This window comes from Actomonas aquatica (assembly GCF_019679435.2).
Taxonomy (GTDB): Bacteria; Verrucomicrobiota; Verrucomicrobiia; order Opitutales; family Opitutaceae; genus Actomonas; species Actomonas aquatica.
Window position 1 is genome coordinate 5,228,043 of sequence record NZ_CP139781.1, and the last position, 15,383, is coordinate 5,243,425.

A 15,383-nucleotide genomic window follows, 5' to 3' on the forward strand; every position below is an offset into this window, starting at 1 on the left:
GCATGGGGCGGGCGCGGCGGGTGACGGTGGGCGCATGGACATCGCGACCTTCAATGGCTTGGACTCACCGGACGGACTCGACGGCGCGCTGCAGGCCTTGTGGTGGGATGCCCAGGGCGACTGGGAGCGGGCGCACACGGAGGCGCAGAGGGTGGGCAGTCCGGCGGGGGATTGGGTGCATGCCTACCTGCACCGCAAGGAGGGCGACATCGGCAATGCCGGGTATTGGTATGCGCGGGCAGGCAAACCGGCGCAGGAGGCGGGTGTGTCGCTGGAGCGCGAGTGGGAGGCGATCGCGACGGAGTTGCTCGCTGGGGACTAGGGGATGGGGGCTGGGCTCTGGTGGCTGGGAGCTGAAAGCTGATGGCTGAGAGCTGGACTGCCGAGGGGGGGAGCGGCCGAGACGGCCGCTGCTACATTTTGGTCCTATTGTCCGCGGGCGTCGCGGAAGGGCGTGCGGGCGGAGCTGAGGAAGAGGGGCTCGTGACTGAGGGTGTCGTTGAGCAGGTCGCGGAGCTCGGTGGCGCGGGTGGTTTCGCCGAGGGCGTCGAGGAGGTCGGCGTCGGCGCCGTATTCGGAGAGCAGGCGCAGGCGCTCGTCCTGGTCGTAGAGCAGCATGGCGAAGGCTTCCTTGCCCATGCCGACGAGGGGCAGGGTGAAGCGGTTGAGGGCGAGCAGGGTGTCGCTCTTGAAGTAGCGCTTTACCGCGAGGTCGGCGAGGCCTTGGCGGGTGTGGATTTCGCGTTCGCTGAAAATGGGCGGACGGTTGCCTTCCACGACGACCCGGGGGAGGCGGACGATGCCGTTTTTGGGTTTGGGGAGGTCGGCCCAGGGATCGGTGTCGGCGGCGGTGGCGTCGGCGTCGGTGCCCTCCGCGGGTTTGGCGGGCGGATTGTATTTTGGCAGCGAAGCGGTGAGGGCGTCGGAGATTTCCGAGGAAAGGGCGCGCCGGGAAGGTGGTGGCTCTTGGGCGGGGAGGGTGGTGGTGGCGAGTGTCGCGAGTAAGAGGACGGCGGTAAGGAGCCGGGTAGGCGAGGCCACGTTGTCGCTTTGCTCCAACGCAGCTACCTGGGGAGGCTTAGCGTTGGGAGCCGGGGGCGCATGGGACGAGGCTCAGTTCCGTCCGGAGGTGCGGATGGCGGTCGGGGTGGGCAGGTAGTCCTGGCGGCCGAGGGTGTCGTGGGCCAGTTCCTTGAGTTCTTCGGCTTTCTCCTCGTCGCCCATAAAGGAGGCGTTTGCGGACTGGTCGTTGATCTCGTCGAGGAGGCGGAGGCGTTCGTCTTCCTGCCACATCATCATGGCCAGCTCTTCCTGGGTCATGGTGAGGAAGGGGATGTTAAATTTGTTCAACGCCTGCGAGGTGTCCGAAAAATAACGTTTCACGGCGATATCGGCGAGGCCCTTGTCGGTGTGGACTTCGCGTTCGGTGAAGACCGGGGGACGTTGACCTTCCACGACCACCTGCGGGAGGCGGACGATGCCGTTCTTGGGCTTGAGCATGAGGTCCTCGTCGACGCCGTCGTCCTCTTCCTTCTCCTCCTTGGGCGGAGGCGGGTTGAACTTCGGCATGGTGTCGGCGAGCGCCGAGGCGAGGTTGCTGGAAATGCCGCGTTTGCGATCCGAGGTGTCATCCTGCGCCGTGGTGATCGCGGCACTGGTGGTGGTGAGCAAGGCAATCAAGGTGAAGCGGGCAAGGGACATGGTTGGTAGGACCGGATTGAGCGGATTTGGTTCAAAATACGCGGAGCGACGGTGTGCGAGCTCGGGCCATAACCTTATCGTTTTGGGCTTCGGCGCAAGACCCGGGAGACGAGGCGGGGGAGGAAGCGTTGCAGGTAAACGGCGTAGATTTCGCGGCCGCCGATGAGGATTTCCTCCTTGTGGGCAGCGAGTTGCGGCAGGAGGCGGGCGGCGAAGGTGTCGGCGCTCATGGCGCGGGCCTGATTCTTGTCCATGCGGGCATGGCGGCCGCCGCTGGAGTCGAGGGCATGCAGGCTGATCTCCGTGCGCACGTAGCCCGGGCAAACGATGCTCACCCGCACGCCGGTGGGGTGCAGCTCGGCGCGCAGAGCGTTGTAGAAGCCGTGGAGGGCGTGTTTGGAGGCCGCGTAAGCCGAGCGGTGTGGGGTCGCAACGTAGCCGACGACGCTGCTCACGACCACGATGTGACCGGCCCCGCGGGTCGTGAGGTGGGGGAGCACGGCTTTGGTGAGGCCGACTTGGCCGAAGTAGTTCACCTCCATGATGCGGCGATCGACTTCGAGCGGCGTGTCGGCAGCGTCGCCACGCTGGCCGAGTCCGCCGTTGTTGATGAGGCGATCGAGGTGGCCGAAGCGCGCGAGCACGGTTTCAACGGCGGCGGGGAAGGTGCCGGTTGCGGTGAGATCGAGCGGGAGGACAAGGTGGCGCTCCGGGCCGCCGGGGACGGTGGCGGCGAGGGCCTGCAGCTCGGGTTCGCGGCGGGCGGAGAGGACGAGTTGCGCACCAGCGGCGGCGAGGGCGCGGGCGAGCGCGGCCCCGATGCCGGAGGAGGCGCCGGTGATCCAGATGACTTGGTCGGTGAAGGCGCTGGAGATTGGCACGGGGGGGCGAGGGCGGCTGTCGGGCGTAAAGCCCGACCCACAGAAGCGAGTGGTGATTAGCCGCGGGTTTGGCCGGTGCCGGTGACGACGTATTTGTAGGAGCAGAGCTCGGGCAGGCCCATGGGGCCGCGGGCGTGGAGGCGATCGGTGCTGATGCCGATCTCGGCGCCGAAGCCGAACTCGAAGCCGTCGTTGAAGCGGGTGGAGGCGTTCCAGAAGACGGCGGAGCTGTCGACGGCGGCTTGGAAGCGGGCGGCGGTGGCGGCGTCGGTCGTGATGATCGATTCGCTGTGGCCGGAGCTGTCGCGGTTGATTTGGGCGATGGCGTCGTCGACGGAATCGACGATGCGCACGGCCATCTTGAGGGCGAGGAACTCGGCTCGCAGGTCCTCGTCGGAGGCAATGCCGTGGGGAAGATTGGCGGTGCTGAGGATGGCGGCGGCGCGGCCATCGGCGACCAGTTCGACGCCGGCTTCGATGAGCGCGCTGGCGACCTGGGGGAGGAGCGTGGCGGCAACGTCGGCGTGCACGAGGAGTTGTTCGGCGGCGTTGCAGACGCCGGGGCGCTGGGTTTTGGCGTTGACCGTGATGGCGGAAGCGAGCGTCGGGTCGGCGGCTTTATCGAGGTAGATGCAGCAGACGCCGGTGTAGTGTTTGATGACCGGGATGGTGCTGTTTTGGGCGACGAAGCGGATGAGGCCCTCACCGCCGCGGGGGATGATGCAGTGGATGAGCTCGTCGAGCTTCAGCAAGGTGTTGAGCGCGGCGCGGTCGGTGGTGGGAATGAGTTGGATGGCCTCGGCGGGGAGGTCGGCCGCGGCGAGGGCTTCGGCGAGCAAGGCGGCGAAGGCGGTGTTGGTGTGGAAGATCTCCTTGCCGCCGCGGAGGATGGCGGCGTTGCCGGATTTGAGGCAGAGGATGGCGCAGTCGATGGTGACGTTGGGGCGGGCCTCGTAGATGATGCCGATCACGCCGATGGGCACGCGGCGCTTCTCGATGACGAGGCCGTTGGGGCGGGTGGTGGTTTCGAGGGCGGCGCCGACGGGATCGGGGAGGGCGGCGACTTGGCGCACGGATTCGGCGAGGTGGTCGAGGCGCTCGGGTGTGAGGGTGAGGCGATCGATCTGGGCGGCTGTGAGGCCATTGGCTTCGGCGGCGTCGAGGTCGAGTTTATTGGCCGCGATGAGGCGCTCGGAGGCGGCCGGCAGGAGGGTGGCGAGGTGTTCGAGCGCGGCGTTTTTCTGCGCGGTCGGAGCCGTGGCCAACGCGTAGGAAGCGGCGCGGGCTTGTTGGGCGATCGTGGTGACTTGTTGGGCGAGCTCGTCGGACATGGGTAAAAAAGGGGAGGCAGAAGGTGCCGACGGATCAAACGGAAGACACGGAAAAAAGCGCAAGCGGCGGGCCCGCGTGCCGGATGAGGCAGGCGCCGAAGTGACGCCACCGGCAAGACCCCAAACCCCGGCGAGACTGCACCAAGTTGTCACCCATTAGGTGACACTTTTACATTTGGGGTTATGTAAAGTGCTGAGTGATAAGGGTGGGTTCGAATGTGGGGCTGAAAATCTTGTCACCTAATAGGTGACAACTTGGCGAGGGGATGGGCGCTGGGGGAGCGGGGCGCGGGCGTGGGGAGGCGGGCGGGGGCGATCAGTCGATGGCGTAGATTTCGACGAGGGCGATGCCGGTGGTGTCGGCGGCGCCGCGGATGAGGGCGCTGTAGGGGCCGGGTTCGAGTTCGACGATGGCGGCGGCGTCTTTGGCGGCGGGGCCGAGCGGGAAGGCGCCGAGTTGGTCCATGGTGGTGTCGAGTTCGGCGGCGTTGGCGGCGCGGAACCAGTCGTCGTTGAGGGCGAGGCGTTGGAAGGTTTGGTTGGCGTCGAGTTGGCCGACTTCGAGCACGGGATCGGCGAGGGTGCCGGCGACGCCGAAGCTGCCGAGGGTGGGGCCGATGGCGCGGATGAGCAGGCGGCGCGGCACGGTGCCCGGGATGACGAAGCCGGCGATGAGCAGGTCGGTGCCGGTGCCGACGAAGCCGCGGCTGGAGAGGTTGACGACGCGCGGGCCGGTGGCGCCGTTGGCGAGGTCGTAGAGTTCGAAGAGGATGAGTTTGGCGTCGTTGGTGGGGTTGGGCGTGAGGGCGCTGTAGACGCCGGCGGTGAGGTCGACGCGCAGGGCTGAGTCGGCGCTGTCGGGCGTGAGGGCAAAGGCCCCGACGGAGGACGCGGCGGCGGTGACGGTGGTGGCGTCCCAATCGTCGTTGGAGTGGCGCAGGACGCTGTCGTTGCCGACGCGTTCGTAGAGTTCGAGGGTCGGATCGGGCAGGAAGGTGGTGAGGCCGAATGGGGCGAGTCCGGGGCCGACGGCGCGCAGGAGAACGAATTTGGAGCTGGAGCCGGAGAGCACGAAGCCGGAGGAGAGGGCGTTGGCGCCGGCGCCGGTGCCGGTGCGGGTGGAGAGGTTGGACAGGCCGGTGAAGGCGGGCGGGGTGGCGTCGACGACGACGGTGGCGGCGCGGCTGGTGGCGGTGCCTTGGGTGTTGGTGATGGTGGCGGTGTAGCGGCCGGCGTCGGCGCCCGAGACGTTGGTGAGCGTGAGGGGGGCGGCGGTGGCTCCGGGGATCGGCACGCCGCTGTGGGACCATTGGTAAGTGAGCGGCGGTGTGCCGGTGACGTCGACGCTGAGGGTGGTGTCGGCGCCGGGGGCGAGCAGGCGGGCGTTGGGGTGGAGTTCGATGGTGGGCGCGGCGACGGTGGGATCGGCGGCGACCTGGAGTTCATACCAAAGCGTATCGGCGGCGGAGCCGAAGGTTAGGCGTGCGCCGGTGGAGGTGGCCGTGACGGTGAGTGCGGTGGTGCGGTTGCCGGTGGGATCGAGCGCCCAGGCACTGACGCGGCTGGCGGGGTGGGGAATGTCGAGGGTGAGGGGGACGGTTTCGACGAGAACGGGCGCGCTGCCCCAATTGGTGCCGAGGGAGGTTTGGGTGGCATCGGTCCATTGTTGGCCGGTGTTCATTTGCTCGCCGGTGAGGATGACGAGGGCGGTGAAGCCGAGGGAGGATTGTAGGGAATCGCCGGATACGGTGGTGACGCCGGCGGTGAGCCAATCGAGACGAGTGTCGCCGGGAGTGAAGACCCAGCCATCGAGGTCGAAGCTGCGGCCCTCGGCGAACCCCCAGAGCGCTTTGGTGCGCGGAGTGTCGACGGTGACGACGCCGCGGTCGGCGATGGCGTTGTCCCAGATGAGCTGGCCGGTATCGGCGGTGAGCACGTCGGCGGTGGGGGCGGCGGGCACGCCGGTGAAGGGGGCGTTCACATCGAGGGCGACGCGGGATTCAAAACCGTGGCGCGGGGAGAGGCCGAGGTGGTGGCCGTCACCGACGGCCCAGGCGCGACCGGCGAGGGTGGCTTGAAGTTGGGCGTCGGCGTCGAAGCCGATGGTGACGTGGGAGTTGGCGGGGCTGACGTCGCCGCGGCGGAAGAGGTGCGCGGCGAGCAGGACATTGGCCATCTTGGCCGGGTCGGTGTCCATGGCGAAGAAGCCGTCGACGTAGCCGCGATCCCAGGCGCCGGCGCCGTAGTCGAAGAACCAGAAACCGTCCCAGTCCTGGAAGGCGCCGTAGGCGGCGGGAATGAGTGGGCCCTCGGCGCGGTAGTGGCTGGGGGCGGGGTGCTGGTATTCGGTGTTGAAGAAGGGTTTCCCGGCGACGCGTTGGCGGGCGAAAGCGCCGACGTGACTGGTGGTGGTGTTCACCGCGGAGGTGTTGTCGATATACCAATCGGACTGATCCCAGGCGACGTTGGGAAAGACGGGGTGCTCCCAGTAAAAATGGGAGTCGACGGCGTCGAGGCGGGCTTGATTGCCGGCGGGGCTGTTGGCGACGATGGTCCCGAAGACGATGCCGGGGTAGCCGAGCTCGTCCTTGATAAATGAATACATGGTATCCCAGTAGGTCTGCTCGCTGGCGATGAGGTAGCGGAACCAGTCGGTTTGTTGGGCGACGGTGGCGGAGCCGCCGGTTTTGAGCAGGGCCGGGATGTTGGCGGCCTCGAGGGATACGCCGTCGGGCAGGCTGCCGGCGGAGCCGCCGGTGGTGAAGGAGACGGCGGCGATTTCGACGGAGCCGGTGCGGTTGCCGAAGCCGTTGAAGTTGAGGCGCACGGCGGGTTCGTCGGCGGTGGCGACGAAGGTGGCGGAGAATTCCTGCCAGTCGGCGGTGAGGGTGGCGCTACCGATCGGGTAGAGGGCGGCGTAGTCACCGCCGGCGCGGCCGATGACGCCGTTGAGGGGGAAGCCGTCGTTCGAGCGGGCCCAGAAGGAAGCGGTGTAGATCTGGCCGGCGGAGAGGGCGTTGCCGGCTTGGTTGAGCTGGACGTGCCAGGCGGCGGAGCCGGCGGTGGTGACGGAAATGCGCAGGGCGGGGGTGTTGCCGGTGAAGGTGGAAGCGGCGGTGGTGGTGGCGACGGCGGAGTCGTGTTGCTCGAAGTTCCAGCTGGCGGCGCCGGCGGCGAAGTCGGCATTGGCGAGGAGTTGGGGACCGAGCGGTTCGTTGACGGCGTTCCAGCCGGTGAGGAGGGCAGCGGTGTCGGCGTAGCGGGTGGCGAGCCAAGCGTTCCAGTGGTCGCGTAGTTGGTCGGCGAATACGGAGGGGAGGGCGTCGAGGGTGCCGTCGTGCCAGGCTTGGAGGAAGCCGTATTCGTTGAGGATTTCGACGAAGGCGACGGCGGGGTCGGCGACGAGGGGCGTGTTGGCGCGGTGCGGGTTGGGGGCGGTCAGCAGGTTGCGGGCGTATTCCTGCTGGAGGGTGAGCATGTGGTCGTTGAAGAAGCTGAGACACTGTTGCTCCTTCCATTCGAGTTCGGCCACGGCGGCGGGGAAACCGTCGTTGGGGTAAAACTGGCGCGACACGAGCAGGTTCATGTCGGTGTAGATGCCGGCGGTGGCGAGGGCGGCGACGAAGTGGTGGAGGCGGTCGAGGTGGGTGGCGCTGAGGTTGCGCGAGGTGTTGCCAGTGTAGTCGACGAGGACGTTGGGTGCGCCCCAAGGGGCTTCGAGGTGGTGGAAACGCACGGCGTTGATGCCGAACTTGGCGAGGCGGCCGGCGACGGCGTTGGCATCGGCGGTGGTGGGGAAGGCGGACTCGGCGGTGATGTTGACGCCGAGCATGCGGAGGCGTTCGCCGTTGAGGGTGAGTTGGCCGGCGGCGTTGGCGGTGAGGTGCGAGGCGGTGATGCCGATGGGGGTGTTGAGGCCGGACAGGTCGGTGACCGTGCGGCTGTCGTCATCCCAGGGGAGGGTGAAGGGGGTGAGTGAGGGCTGGGACTGTGCCTGGGTCGGCAGGGGGATCCCGGAGAGGGATAGAGCGAGGCACAGGGAGAGGAATAGGGGGAGGCGCGCGCCGAGGACCGTGAGGATCGTGGTGATGGCACGGTGCGCGGCGCGCCGGGGGCGCAGATGGGGTGGGGTCATGGGGCTTGGTTGAAGCAAACCCCATGCGACGGAGAGAGGCAAGGCGGTGGTGCCGAGGCGGTGTGGGTGGGGGGGAGTGGGTGGCTGCGCTTGAGCCCGGTGCGAAAGGGTGGCGGTTGGCGGTGAGACAACGCGTGGAGGGGCAGGGCGGGCCACGATGTCGCTTTGCTCCAACGCGGCTACAGGGGGTGCGGTGGCGGTGGAGTGGGTGGCTGCGCTTGCGCCGGAGGAGAAAGCGTGGCGGCGGTGAGGCGACGGGCGGAGAGGCAGGCGAGGCCACGTTGTCGCTTTGCTCCAACGCGGCTACGGGGGGCGTAGGCAGTTATTTATGTGGCTGCGCTTGAGCCGGAGGTGAAAGCGTGGCGTGGTTGGATGGGTGAATGGGGCGCAAGCAGATGGGAAATCCCGACCGGGGCATTTGCCGCGCCTCGATCCGGCGGCCTACCGCGGGCGGGTGCTGGTGCATTGGACGATGACCCTCGAAGGGCGGGCGACGGGCTGGCTGAGTGCACGTTGGTTTGAGGGTTTTCGCGGGCTCCTTGTGACGACCGCGGCCAAATACGAGGTGGCCGTCGTGGCGGGTGTTGTCATGCCGGATCACCTGCACCTGTTGGTCGCGGGATGGAGGGATAGCAGCGATCAGCGGCTGTTCGTGCGGGCGTTGCGCCGCAGTGTGGGTGCTAGCCTGCCGCCTCCGGTGACGTTGCAGAAGCAGGCTTACGATCATGTGTTGCGGCCGGCGGAGGCGGGTCGCGATGCGGTGGCGTCGCTGGCGTATTACATCGCCGAAAACCCGGTGCGAAAGGGATTGGTGGAGCGAGCGCAGGATTGGCCGTATACGTTTGCGGAAGTGACGGGCGAGTCGGGTTTGCGACCTGATGAGGCGGATTTCTGTGAGCGTTGGTGGCGGCGTTGGAATGGGGGGCGGTGAGCGGGGGAAGGCGCGCGGAGCGGGGTGACGGGCGGAGGGGCAGGGGGCCACGTTGTCGCTTTGCTCCAACGCAGCTACGGTGGGGAGGCTACGGTGGAGGCGAAGGAGTGGTGGCTGGCGGTGGGGCAGGGCGGGCCACGTTGTCGCTTTGCTCCAACGCAGCGACCGGGACACTTAGTCGAAGAGGTTGCCGCGGTTGAAGCGCCAGAGGCTGAAGGCGCTGACGAGGGCGGCGATGCCGGTGAGCACGCCGAGGATGGGCAGGATTTCGAGGAGGGATTTGCCGGCCCAGAGCACCGCCAGGAAACCTTCCATCGACCAATACACGATGGTGAGTTGGGAGAGCGATTGGATGAATTCCGGCATGAGACTGGTGGGAAACCAGGCTCCGCCGATCGCACTCATGGTGAGGATGAGGAAGGTGGCGAGCCCGCTGGCAGCCGCCGGGTTGGGCGAGATGGAGGCCAGCAACATGCCAAACGCGGTGCAGGCGATGGAGGCAAAAAGCGCGACGACCATTAGCATCGGAAAGTGGGCGAGGGCCTCGATGCCGAAGAGGAGTTGGCCGGCGAGGAAGAGCACGGCGAGTTGGCTCATGCCCATGAGCACGTTGAAGAGGTATTTGCTCCAGAGGATGTGGGAACGCTTCACCGGGGAGGCGAGCAGGCGGTGAAAGAGACCGGCCTGCTTTTCTTCAAAGAGCGAAGTCGAAGCTCCGCTGACCGAGAAGAGCAGGAACATGATGGCCCAGCCACCGACGACGCGCGTGGCGGCGGGGCTTTTGACGTCGGCGCCGGCGAGTTGCTCGTTTTGCAGGTCGACGAGTTGGGCGAGGAAATCGGTGGCGGATTCGGAGTCGGTAGACTCGGCATCGGTGGTGGCGGCGGAGTCGGTGGCGACGGGGAAGAGGCCGGCGTCCATGTCGGCGCGGACTTCGGCCGGGTCGGCGCCGAAGGACTCCGCGATGGTCTGGGCCAGGTTGTCGTAGAATGTATCCGTGGCTTCGATACCGATGAAGTTTTCGGCGCGCTGGCGGAGTCCGTCCATGAAGGCTTGGGGCGCGGAGGTGAAGATGACCTTTTGTAGGAGGCCAGTGACGGTCTGGGTTTCGATGTCGTTGCGCGGGTTGTTGAGGAAGCGGAGTTTGAGGCCGAGGCGTTCGTCGCTGACGGTGTCGGGCGGGAAGACGAGGGCGAAGCGGAGCGTGTTGTCGTCGATGAGGTCGCGGACGTTTTGTTCGGTGAGCGGCGTCTTGGTGCCGTCGGCGGCGACGGATTGGGTGAGCACCTTGAAGGAGGACTCGGCTTGGAGTGCGGTGATGATGGTGTCGGCGATGGGGGCGTCGGTTTGTTTGACGACGGCGATCTTGATGCCGGCGGGGCCACTGCCGCCGGAGCCGGTGACGCCGAAGACGTTGCCGAAGATGTAAACCAGCACGAGCGGCACGATGAAGGTGAGGCCGAAGGCGGTTTTGTTGCGCAGAAACAAGCGGATGTCTTTGCGGAGGAGCGTGAGGATCGTGCGCATGGCGAGAGCGGGAAAAGGGCTGGCGGTGACTTATTCGCGGAAGGCTTTGCCGGTGAGGTGCAGGAAGACGTCCTCGAGGCCGGGGCGGGAGAGGGTGCAGGCGGAGGAGGGCACGCCGTATTTTTCGGTGAGGGCGAAGACGGTGGAGAGTGGGGTGCCGGGGTGGAGCGCGATCTGGTGGCCGTCGTCGGTGGTGGTGACGGTGCCGTGGGCGGCGAGGGCCGGGAGGGCGGCGGTGGCGGCGGCGCTGAGGGGCAGGCCGAGTTGCTCGCTGGAGGGGAGGTGGCCGAGCAGGTCGTTCAGGGAACCGTCGGCGAGGATTTTGCCGTGGTCGATGATGGCGATGCGGGAGCAAAGGCGGGTGGCCTCCTCCATGTAGTGGGTGGAGTAGATGATGGTGAGGCCCTCGGCGGCGCGTTTTTCGAGGAACTCGAAGATGGCGTTGCGGGACTGCGGATCGACGCCGACGGTCGGCTCGTCGCAGAGGAGGAGCTTGGGGCGATGGAGCAGCGCGGCGACGAGGTTGAGGCGGCGTTGCATGCCGCCGGAGAAGGTTTTGACGCGGTGTTTGCGGCGGTCGGCGAGACCGACGGCGGCGAGGCCCTCGTCGATGCGCTCCTGGAGGGTGGCGCGATCGAGGGCGAAGAGTTCGCCGAAGACGCGGAGGTTTTCCTCGGCAGTGAGGTCGTCGTAGAGCGCGATGGTTTGGGGGACGAGGCCGAGGTCGCGGCGGGTCCGGGCGGCGGCGGGGCCGAAGCCGGCGGGCTGACCTGCGAGGGTGATGGTGCCGGCGTCGGCGGGTTTGAGTCCGGCGATGAGCGACATGAGGGTCGACTTGCCGGCGCCGTTGGGGCCGAGCAGGCCAAAAAATTCACCGGGACCGATGTCGAGGGAGACGCCGTCGAGGGCGGTGAGTTTGCCGTAGTGCTTGGTGAGCGAAGTGATCGCGAGCATGCGATCCGTTCTGCGGGCGTGTAGGCGGGGCGGCGAACGGAAAGCGGTGAACCGTGACCAACGGGCTAGTCACGGTGTGCCGGGGTCATGGTGGTGGGGGCGGCGCGGAGCGGGCCGAGGGGCAGGGCTCTTCTGGCTCCTTGTTGTCTTTCTCTTTATCTTTATCACGGGCCGCGAGTGGCGGGCGGATTTCGCGGGGCGGGGAGAAAGATAAAGATAAAGAATAAAGAGAAAGATTTGGGGGGGGGCCGAGGCTGGATGCCTCGGCCACGGTGGATTTTTTAGCCGAGGCGGGCTTTGAGGGGGGCGAAGGCTTCGTCGGGGATGATGGGGCCGAGGTGTTTGACGGTTTCGGCGCCGACGTGACTGGCGATGCGGCCGGACTCGGCGAGGGATTTGCCGCGGAGGTGGGCGCTGAGGAAACCGGCGGCCCAGGAATCACCGGCGCCGTTGGTGTCGACGACGTTGTCGACGAGCACGGGTTCGATGCGGTGAAGCTCATCGCCGCGGGCGATCCAGGCGCCGTCCTTGCCGACCTTGACGGCGGCGGTCACGCCGTGGGAGGCGAGGCGACGGGCGAGTTGGTCGTAGGGCGTGGTGGTGTCTTCGAAGAGGGCGCGGATCTCGTCCTCGTTGGCGAAGATGATGTCGAAGCCCTCGGCGAGTTGGCTGAAAATCCAAGGACGAGTGGCGTTGATGACCTCGAAGGAGGCGAGGTCCATCGACACGGTGCAGCCGGCGGTGCGGGCGGCGGCGAGGACGGCGTTGATGAGGGCTTCGTTGAAGACGAGGTAACCCTCGATGTGGGCGTGACGGCAGCCGGCGAAATCGGCCGGGCTGATCTCGTCGGGCGAGAGGGTCATGGCGGCGCCGAGGTCGGTGCGCATGGTGCGGTCGGCGTCGGGCGTGGTGAGGATGAGCGACCGGGCGTTGGGGACGGTGCCGGTTTTGAAGCGGGAGGTGTCGATGCCGAGGGCGGCGAAGCGGTTGCGGTAGGTGGCGGCGACGTCGCAGTTGCCGAGCTTGCCGAGAAAGGTGGTGCGCAGGCCGAGCCGGGTGGCGTTGAGGGTGGCGTTGGCCGCGGAGCCGCCGGTGGAGGTGGCGGGAGCGGTGGGCAGGTGGGCGAGTATGCCGCTCATCTCGGCGTCGTTGACGAGCACCATGCCGCCCTTGTCGCCGGCGACGTGTTGGGTGAGGAAGTCCTCGGGCACGGGGGCGAGCAGGTCCATGATGGGGGACCCGACGCCGATGAGATCAATGGCGGAAGCGGACATGGCGAAACGAAACGGAGCGGAGCGGTGAAGCGCGGGGCGGCGCGGGGCGCGGCGGGGCGGGTGCTTATTGGGACGTGACTTGGATGTTGGTCGAGAGCAGGACCTCGTCGTCGATCTCGATGAGCAGGTCGTATTGGCCGGGGGCGGGGAAGGTGAGGTTGCGCACCTCGTTGATGAGATTGATGCGCTGGAGGGGGCTCTTGGATTCGAACTCGCGCTCGATGAGCGGCTGCATCTGAGCGGGGTCGACGCCCATGGAAATGCGGACCTTGTGCTTGCCGGGTTGGACGTCGCTCACGGTCAGAAACCAGACCATGTAGGGGTGGACGAACGGGAACTGGCGGCCGCAGATATTGGAGAAGATGCCGAGGATGGTGTGTTTGCCGGTGGCGGGGTCGATGTGGACACCGTCGCAGGTCAGCCAAACGAGGACTTGAGGTTTAGATTGCACGGGTGGGAGTGGGCGGAGGGGCTGTGGTTGTGGCAAGCGGGGAATTGCTTGGCGTGAGGAGAATTGGCGATTTGGTGGAAGGGGTCTTATGGAGCACGTTGAAGCCGCTTTGCAGAACCTGAATGCCTACCCGCGCTGGCTGGTGGCGAGCTGTGTGATCGTGGTGGCGCTGGCGGTGCTCTGGGTGCTGGGCAAGCTGCTCAAGTGGACGGTCTATGTGATCGTGGGGCTGGCGGCGCTGGCGGTGATCGGTGGCGGGGTCTGGTGGTGGCTGGGCTGAGCAGGAAAAGCTGAAAGGCTAAAAGGCTGAAAAGCTGAAATTGGGCAGACGGGGGGAGCTGGAGGTTACGGGGGCTTTGCCCTACTTCGTGCGCGAAAGCGTGGCGAATAGGGTCTCCGGGGAGCTTTTTCTTGTCAGTGTTCGGGGGGCACCGTTAACCCGTTTGAATGAAATATATTTTCGTGACGGGTGGGGTGGTTTCGTCCTTGGGAAAGGGCCTTACCGCAGCGGCTCTCGGAGCGTTGCTGGAGGTCCGCGGGTTGCGCGTCCGCATTCAGAAATTTGACCCCTACCTGAACGTCGATCCGGGCACGATGAGCCCGTTTCAGCACGGCGAGGTGTATGTGCTCGAAGACGGTGCCGAGACCGATCTCGACCTGGGTCACTACGAGCGTTTCACGAGCGGCAAACTCTCGCGCCTGAACAGCCTGTCGTCGGGCCAGGTCTACGAGAGCGTGATTCAGAACGAGCGCCGCGGCATGTATCTGGGCAAGACGGTGCAGGTGATCCCGCACGTCACCAACGAGATCAAAGAGCGCATTTATCAGGGCGGCAAAGACGTCGACGTGTTGATCACCGAGATCGGCGGCACGACGGGTGACATCGAGGGGTTGCCCTTCCTCGAAGCGATGCGCCAGTTCGCCCTCGAAGTGGGGCCGCGCGACTGTCTCTTCATCCATGTGACGCTGGTGCCCTATCTCGGTGCGGCGGGCGAGTTGAAGACCAAGCCCACCCAGCAGTCGGTAGCGAAGCTGCGCGAGATCGGTATCCAGCCGCACATCGTGGTGTGCCGTTGCGAGCACCCGATGGATCAGGGCATGCGCGACAAGATTTCCATGTTCTGCAACGTGCCGGTGAAGGCCGTGGTGGAGTGCCGCGACGTGTCGTCGATTTACGAACTGCCGCATGCGCTGCAGCGCGAAGGCATGGACGATCTGGTGGTCGACCTCTTCGGCATGAAGCGTCCGATGCCGGACAAAAACCCGTGGGACAACATCGTGCAGCGCATCAACAATCCGCGCCACGAGGTGACCATCGGCGTGGTGGGCAAATACATCGAGCTGCAGGACGCCTACAAATCGGTCTACGAGTCGGTGACTCACGCGGGCATCGCGAACCATTGCCGGGTGAACGTGGTGCGCATCGACGCCGAGGATTTGGAGGCCAAGAACGGCCTCGAGCTGCTCAAGAATCTCGATGGCATTCTGGTGCCAGGCGGCTTCGGCGATCGCGGCACGGAGGGCAAAATCGCGGCGGCCAAATACGCCCGCGAGAACGGCGTGCCGTATTACGGCCTCTGCCTCGGTCTGCAGATCGCGGTGATCGAGTTCTGCCGCAACGTGCTCAAGTTGAAGGGCGCCAACTCGCTGGAGTTTGATCCGGATGCGAAGGAGCCCGTCATCATGATCATGGAGGAGCAGAAGAAGATCGTGGATAAAGGCGCCACCATGCGTCTCGGCAGCTACGAGTGTCAGCTGCAGCCCGGCACACTCGCGCGCAAGGCCTACGGCCAAGAGTATGTGCGTGAGCGCCATCGTCACCGGTTTGAGGTCAACAACGCCTATGTCGGTCAGATGCAGCGCGCCGGTCTGACCATCAGCGGCATCAACCCGCGTCGCAACCTGGTCGAGATCGTGGAAATCAAGAAGCACCCCTGGTTCGTGGCGGTGCAGTTCCACCCGGAATTTCAGTCGAAGCCCAGCGAGGCGCATCCGCTGTTCGCAGCCTTTGTGAAGGCGGCGATGAAGCACAAGTCGGGGGCGGCCAAGAAGGTCGCGGCGAAGAGCGCCAAGCCGGGCAAAAAGAAGGCGAGCGCGAAGAAAAAGGCCGCGACAAAGAAGGCACCGGCGGCCAAGAAGGTCGAGCCGAAGGCGGCTGAATAAGGCGCCCGCCGCGCCTTCCCACGTCCCGCCTTTTT

13 protein-coding genes are annotated in these 15,383 nt (G+C 66.3%); 4 read left to right on the top strand and 9 right to left on the bottom strand.

Annotated features, from left to right (window positions below; genetic code table 11):
* The first annotated feature begins 34 nt into the window (after positions 1-34).
* A complete protein-coding gene (locus K1X11_RS19965; RefSeq protein ID WP_221029488.1) occupies positions 35-322 on the top strand; it encodes a hypothetical protein in 288 nt (95 codons plus the stop codon).
* A 104-nt stretch (positions 323-426) separates the two neighbouring features.
* Here the strand turns inward: K1X11_RS19965 and K1X11_RS19970 are convergent, their stop codons facing one another.
* From K1X11_RS19970 to K1X11_RS19990, 5 genes are all read right to left on the bottom strand, one after another.
* The gene (locus K1X11_RS19970) at positions 427-1,041 is read right to left on the bottom strand and encodes a hypothetical protein (RefSeq protein ID WP_221029487.1); all 615 of its coding nucleotides are present in this window, start codon (positions 1,039-1,041) and stop codon (positions 427-429) included.
* A 72-nt stretch (positions 1,042-1,113) separates the two neighbouring features.
* A complete protein-coding gene (locus K1X11_RS19975) occupies positions 1,114-1,701 on the bottom strand; it encodes a hypothetical protein (RefSeq protein ID WP_221029486.1) in 588 nt (195 codons plus the stop codon).
* 74 nt (positions 1,702-1,775) lie between these two features.
* The gene (locus tag K1X11_RS19980; RefSeq protein WP_324726033.1) at positions 1,776-2,582 is read right to left on the bottom strand and encodes an SDR family oxidoreductase; all 807 of its coding nucleotides are present in this window, start codon (positions 2,580-2,582) and stop codon (positions 1,776-1,778) included.
* A gap of 56 nt (positions 2,583-2,638) precedes the next feature.
* The gene (locus K1X11_RS19985; RefSeq protein ID WP_221029485.1) at positions 2,639-3,913 is read right to left on the bottom strand and encodes a glutamate-5-semialdehyde dehydrogenase; all 1,275 of its coding nucleotides are present in this window, start codon (positions 3,911-3,913) and stop codon (positions 2,639-2,641) included.
* Positions 3,914-4,229: 316 nt separating this feature from the next.
* Positions 4,230-8,048, bottom strand: coding sequence for a carbohydrate binding domain-containing protein (locus tag K1X11_RS19990; RefSeq protein WP_221029484.1), 3,819 nt, complete (start codon positions 8,046-8,048; stop codon positions 4,230-4,232).
* Between the two features lie 418 nt (positions 8,049-8,466).
* Between K1X11_RS19990 and K1X11_RS19995 the strand changes: the two genes are divergently transcribed.
* Complete coding sequence (locus K1X11_RS19995; protein ID WP_221029483.1) at positions 8,467-8,979, top strand: hypothetical protein; 513 nt, start codon at positions 8,467-8,469, stop codon at positions 8,977-8,979.
* Between the two features lie 174 nt (positions 8,980-9,153).
* Here K1X11_RS19995 and K1X11_RS20000 read toward each other — a convergent pair whose 3' ends face one another.
* From K1X11_RS20000 to K1X11_RS20015, 4 genes are all read right to left on the bottom strand, one after another.
* Positions 9,154-10,506, bottom strand: coding sequence for an ABC transporter permease (locus K1X11_RS20000; RefSeq protein WP_221029482.1), 1,353 nt, complete (start codon positions 10,504-10,506; stop codon positions 9,154-9,156).
* 30 nt (positions 10,507-10,536) lie between these two features.
* The gene (locus K1X11_RS20005; protein ID WP_221029481.1) at positions 10,537-11,460 is read right to left on the bottom strand and encodes an ABC transporter ATP-binding protein; all 924 of its coding nucleotides are present in this window, start codon (positions 11,458-11,460) and stop codon (positions 10,537-10,539) included.
* A gap of 281 nt (positions 11,461-11,741) precedes the next feature.
* The gene (locus K1X11_RS20010) at positions 11,742-12,734 is read right to left on the bottom strand and encodes an adenosine kinase (protein ID WP_221029480.1); all 993 of its coding nucleotides are present in this window, start codon (positions 12,732-12,734) and stop codon (positions 11,742-11,744) included.
* A gap of 64 nt (positions 12,735-12,798) precedes the next feature.
* Positions 12,799-13,185, bottom strand: coding sequence for a DUF6941 family protein (locus tag K1X11_RS20015; protein WP_221029479.1), 387 nt, complete (start codon positions 13,183-13,185; stop codon positions 12,799-12,801).
* An 88-nt stretch (positions 13,186-13,273) separates the two neighbouring features.
* Here K1X11_RS20015 and K1X11_RS20020 point away from each other — a divergent pair, with 88 nt between their 5' ends.
* Together K1X11_RS20020 and pyrG are read left to right on the top strand one after the other, a co-directional pair.
* On the top strand, positions 13,274-13,465 hold the full coding sequence (locus K1X11_RS20020; protein ID WP_221029478.1) for a DUF819 family protein: 192 nt from the start codon (positions 13,274-13,276) through the stop codon (positions 13,463-13,465).
* A 167-nt stretch (positions 13,466-13,632) separates the two neighbouring features.
* Positions 13,633-15,348 carry a CTP synthase gene (gene pyrG / locus K1X11_RS20025; RefSeq protein ID WP_221029477.1) on the top strand — a complete coding sequence of 572 codons (1,716 nt, stop codon included), beginning with the start codon at positions 13,633-13,635 and terminating at the stop codon, positions 15,346-15,348.
* Positions 15,349-15,383 lie beyond the last annotated feature (35 nt).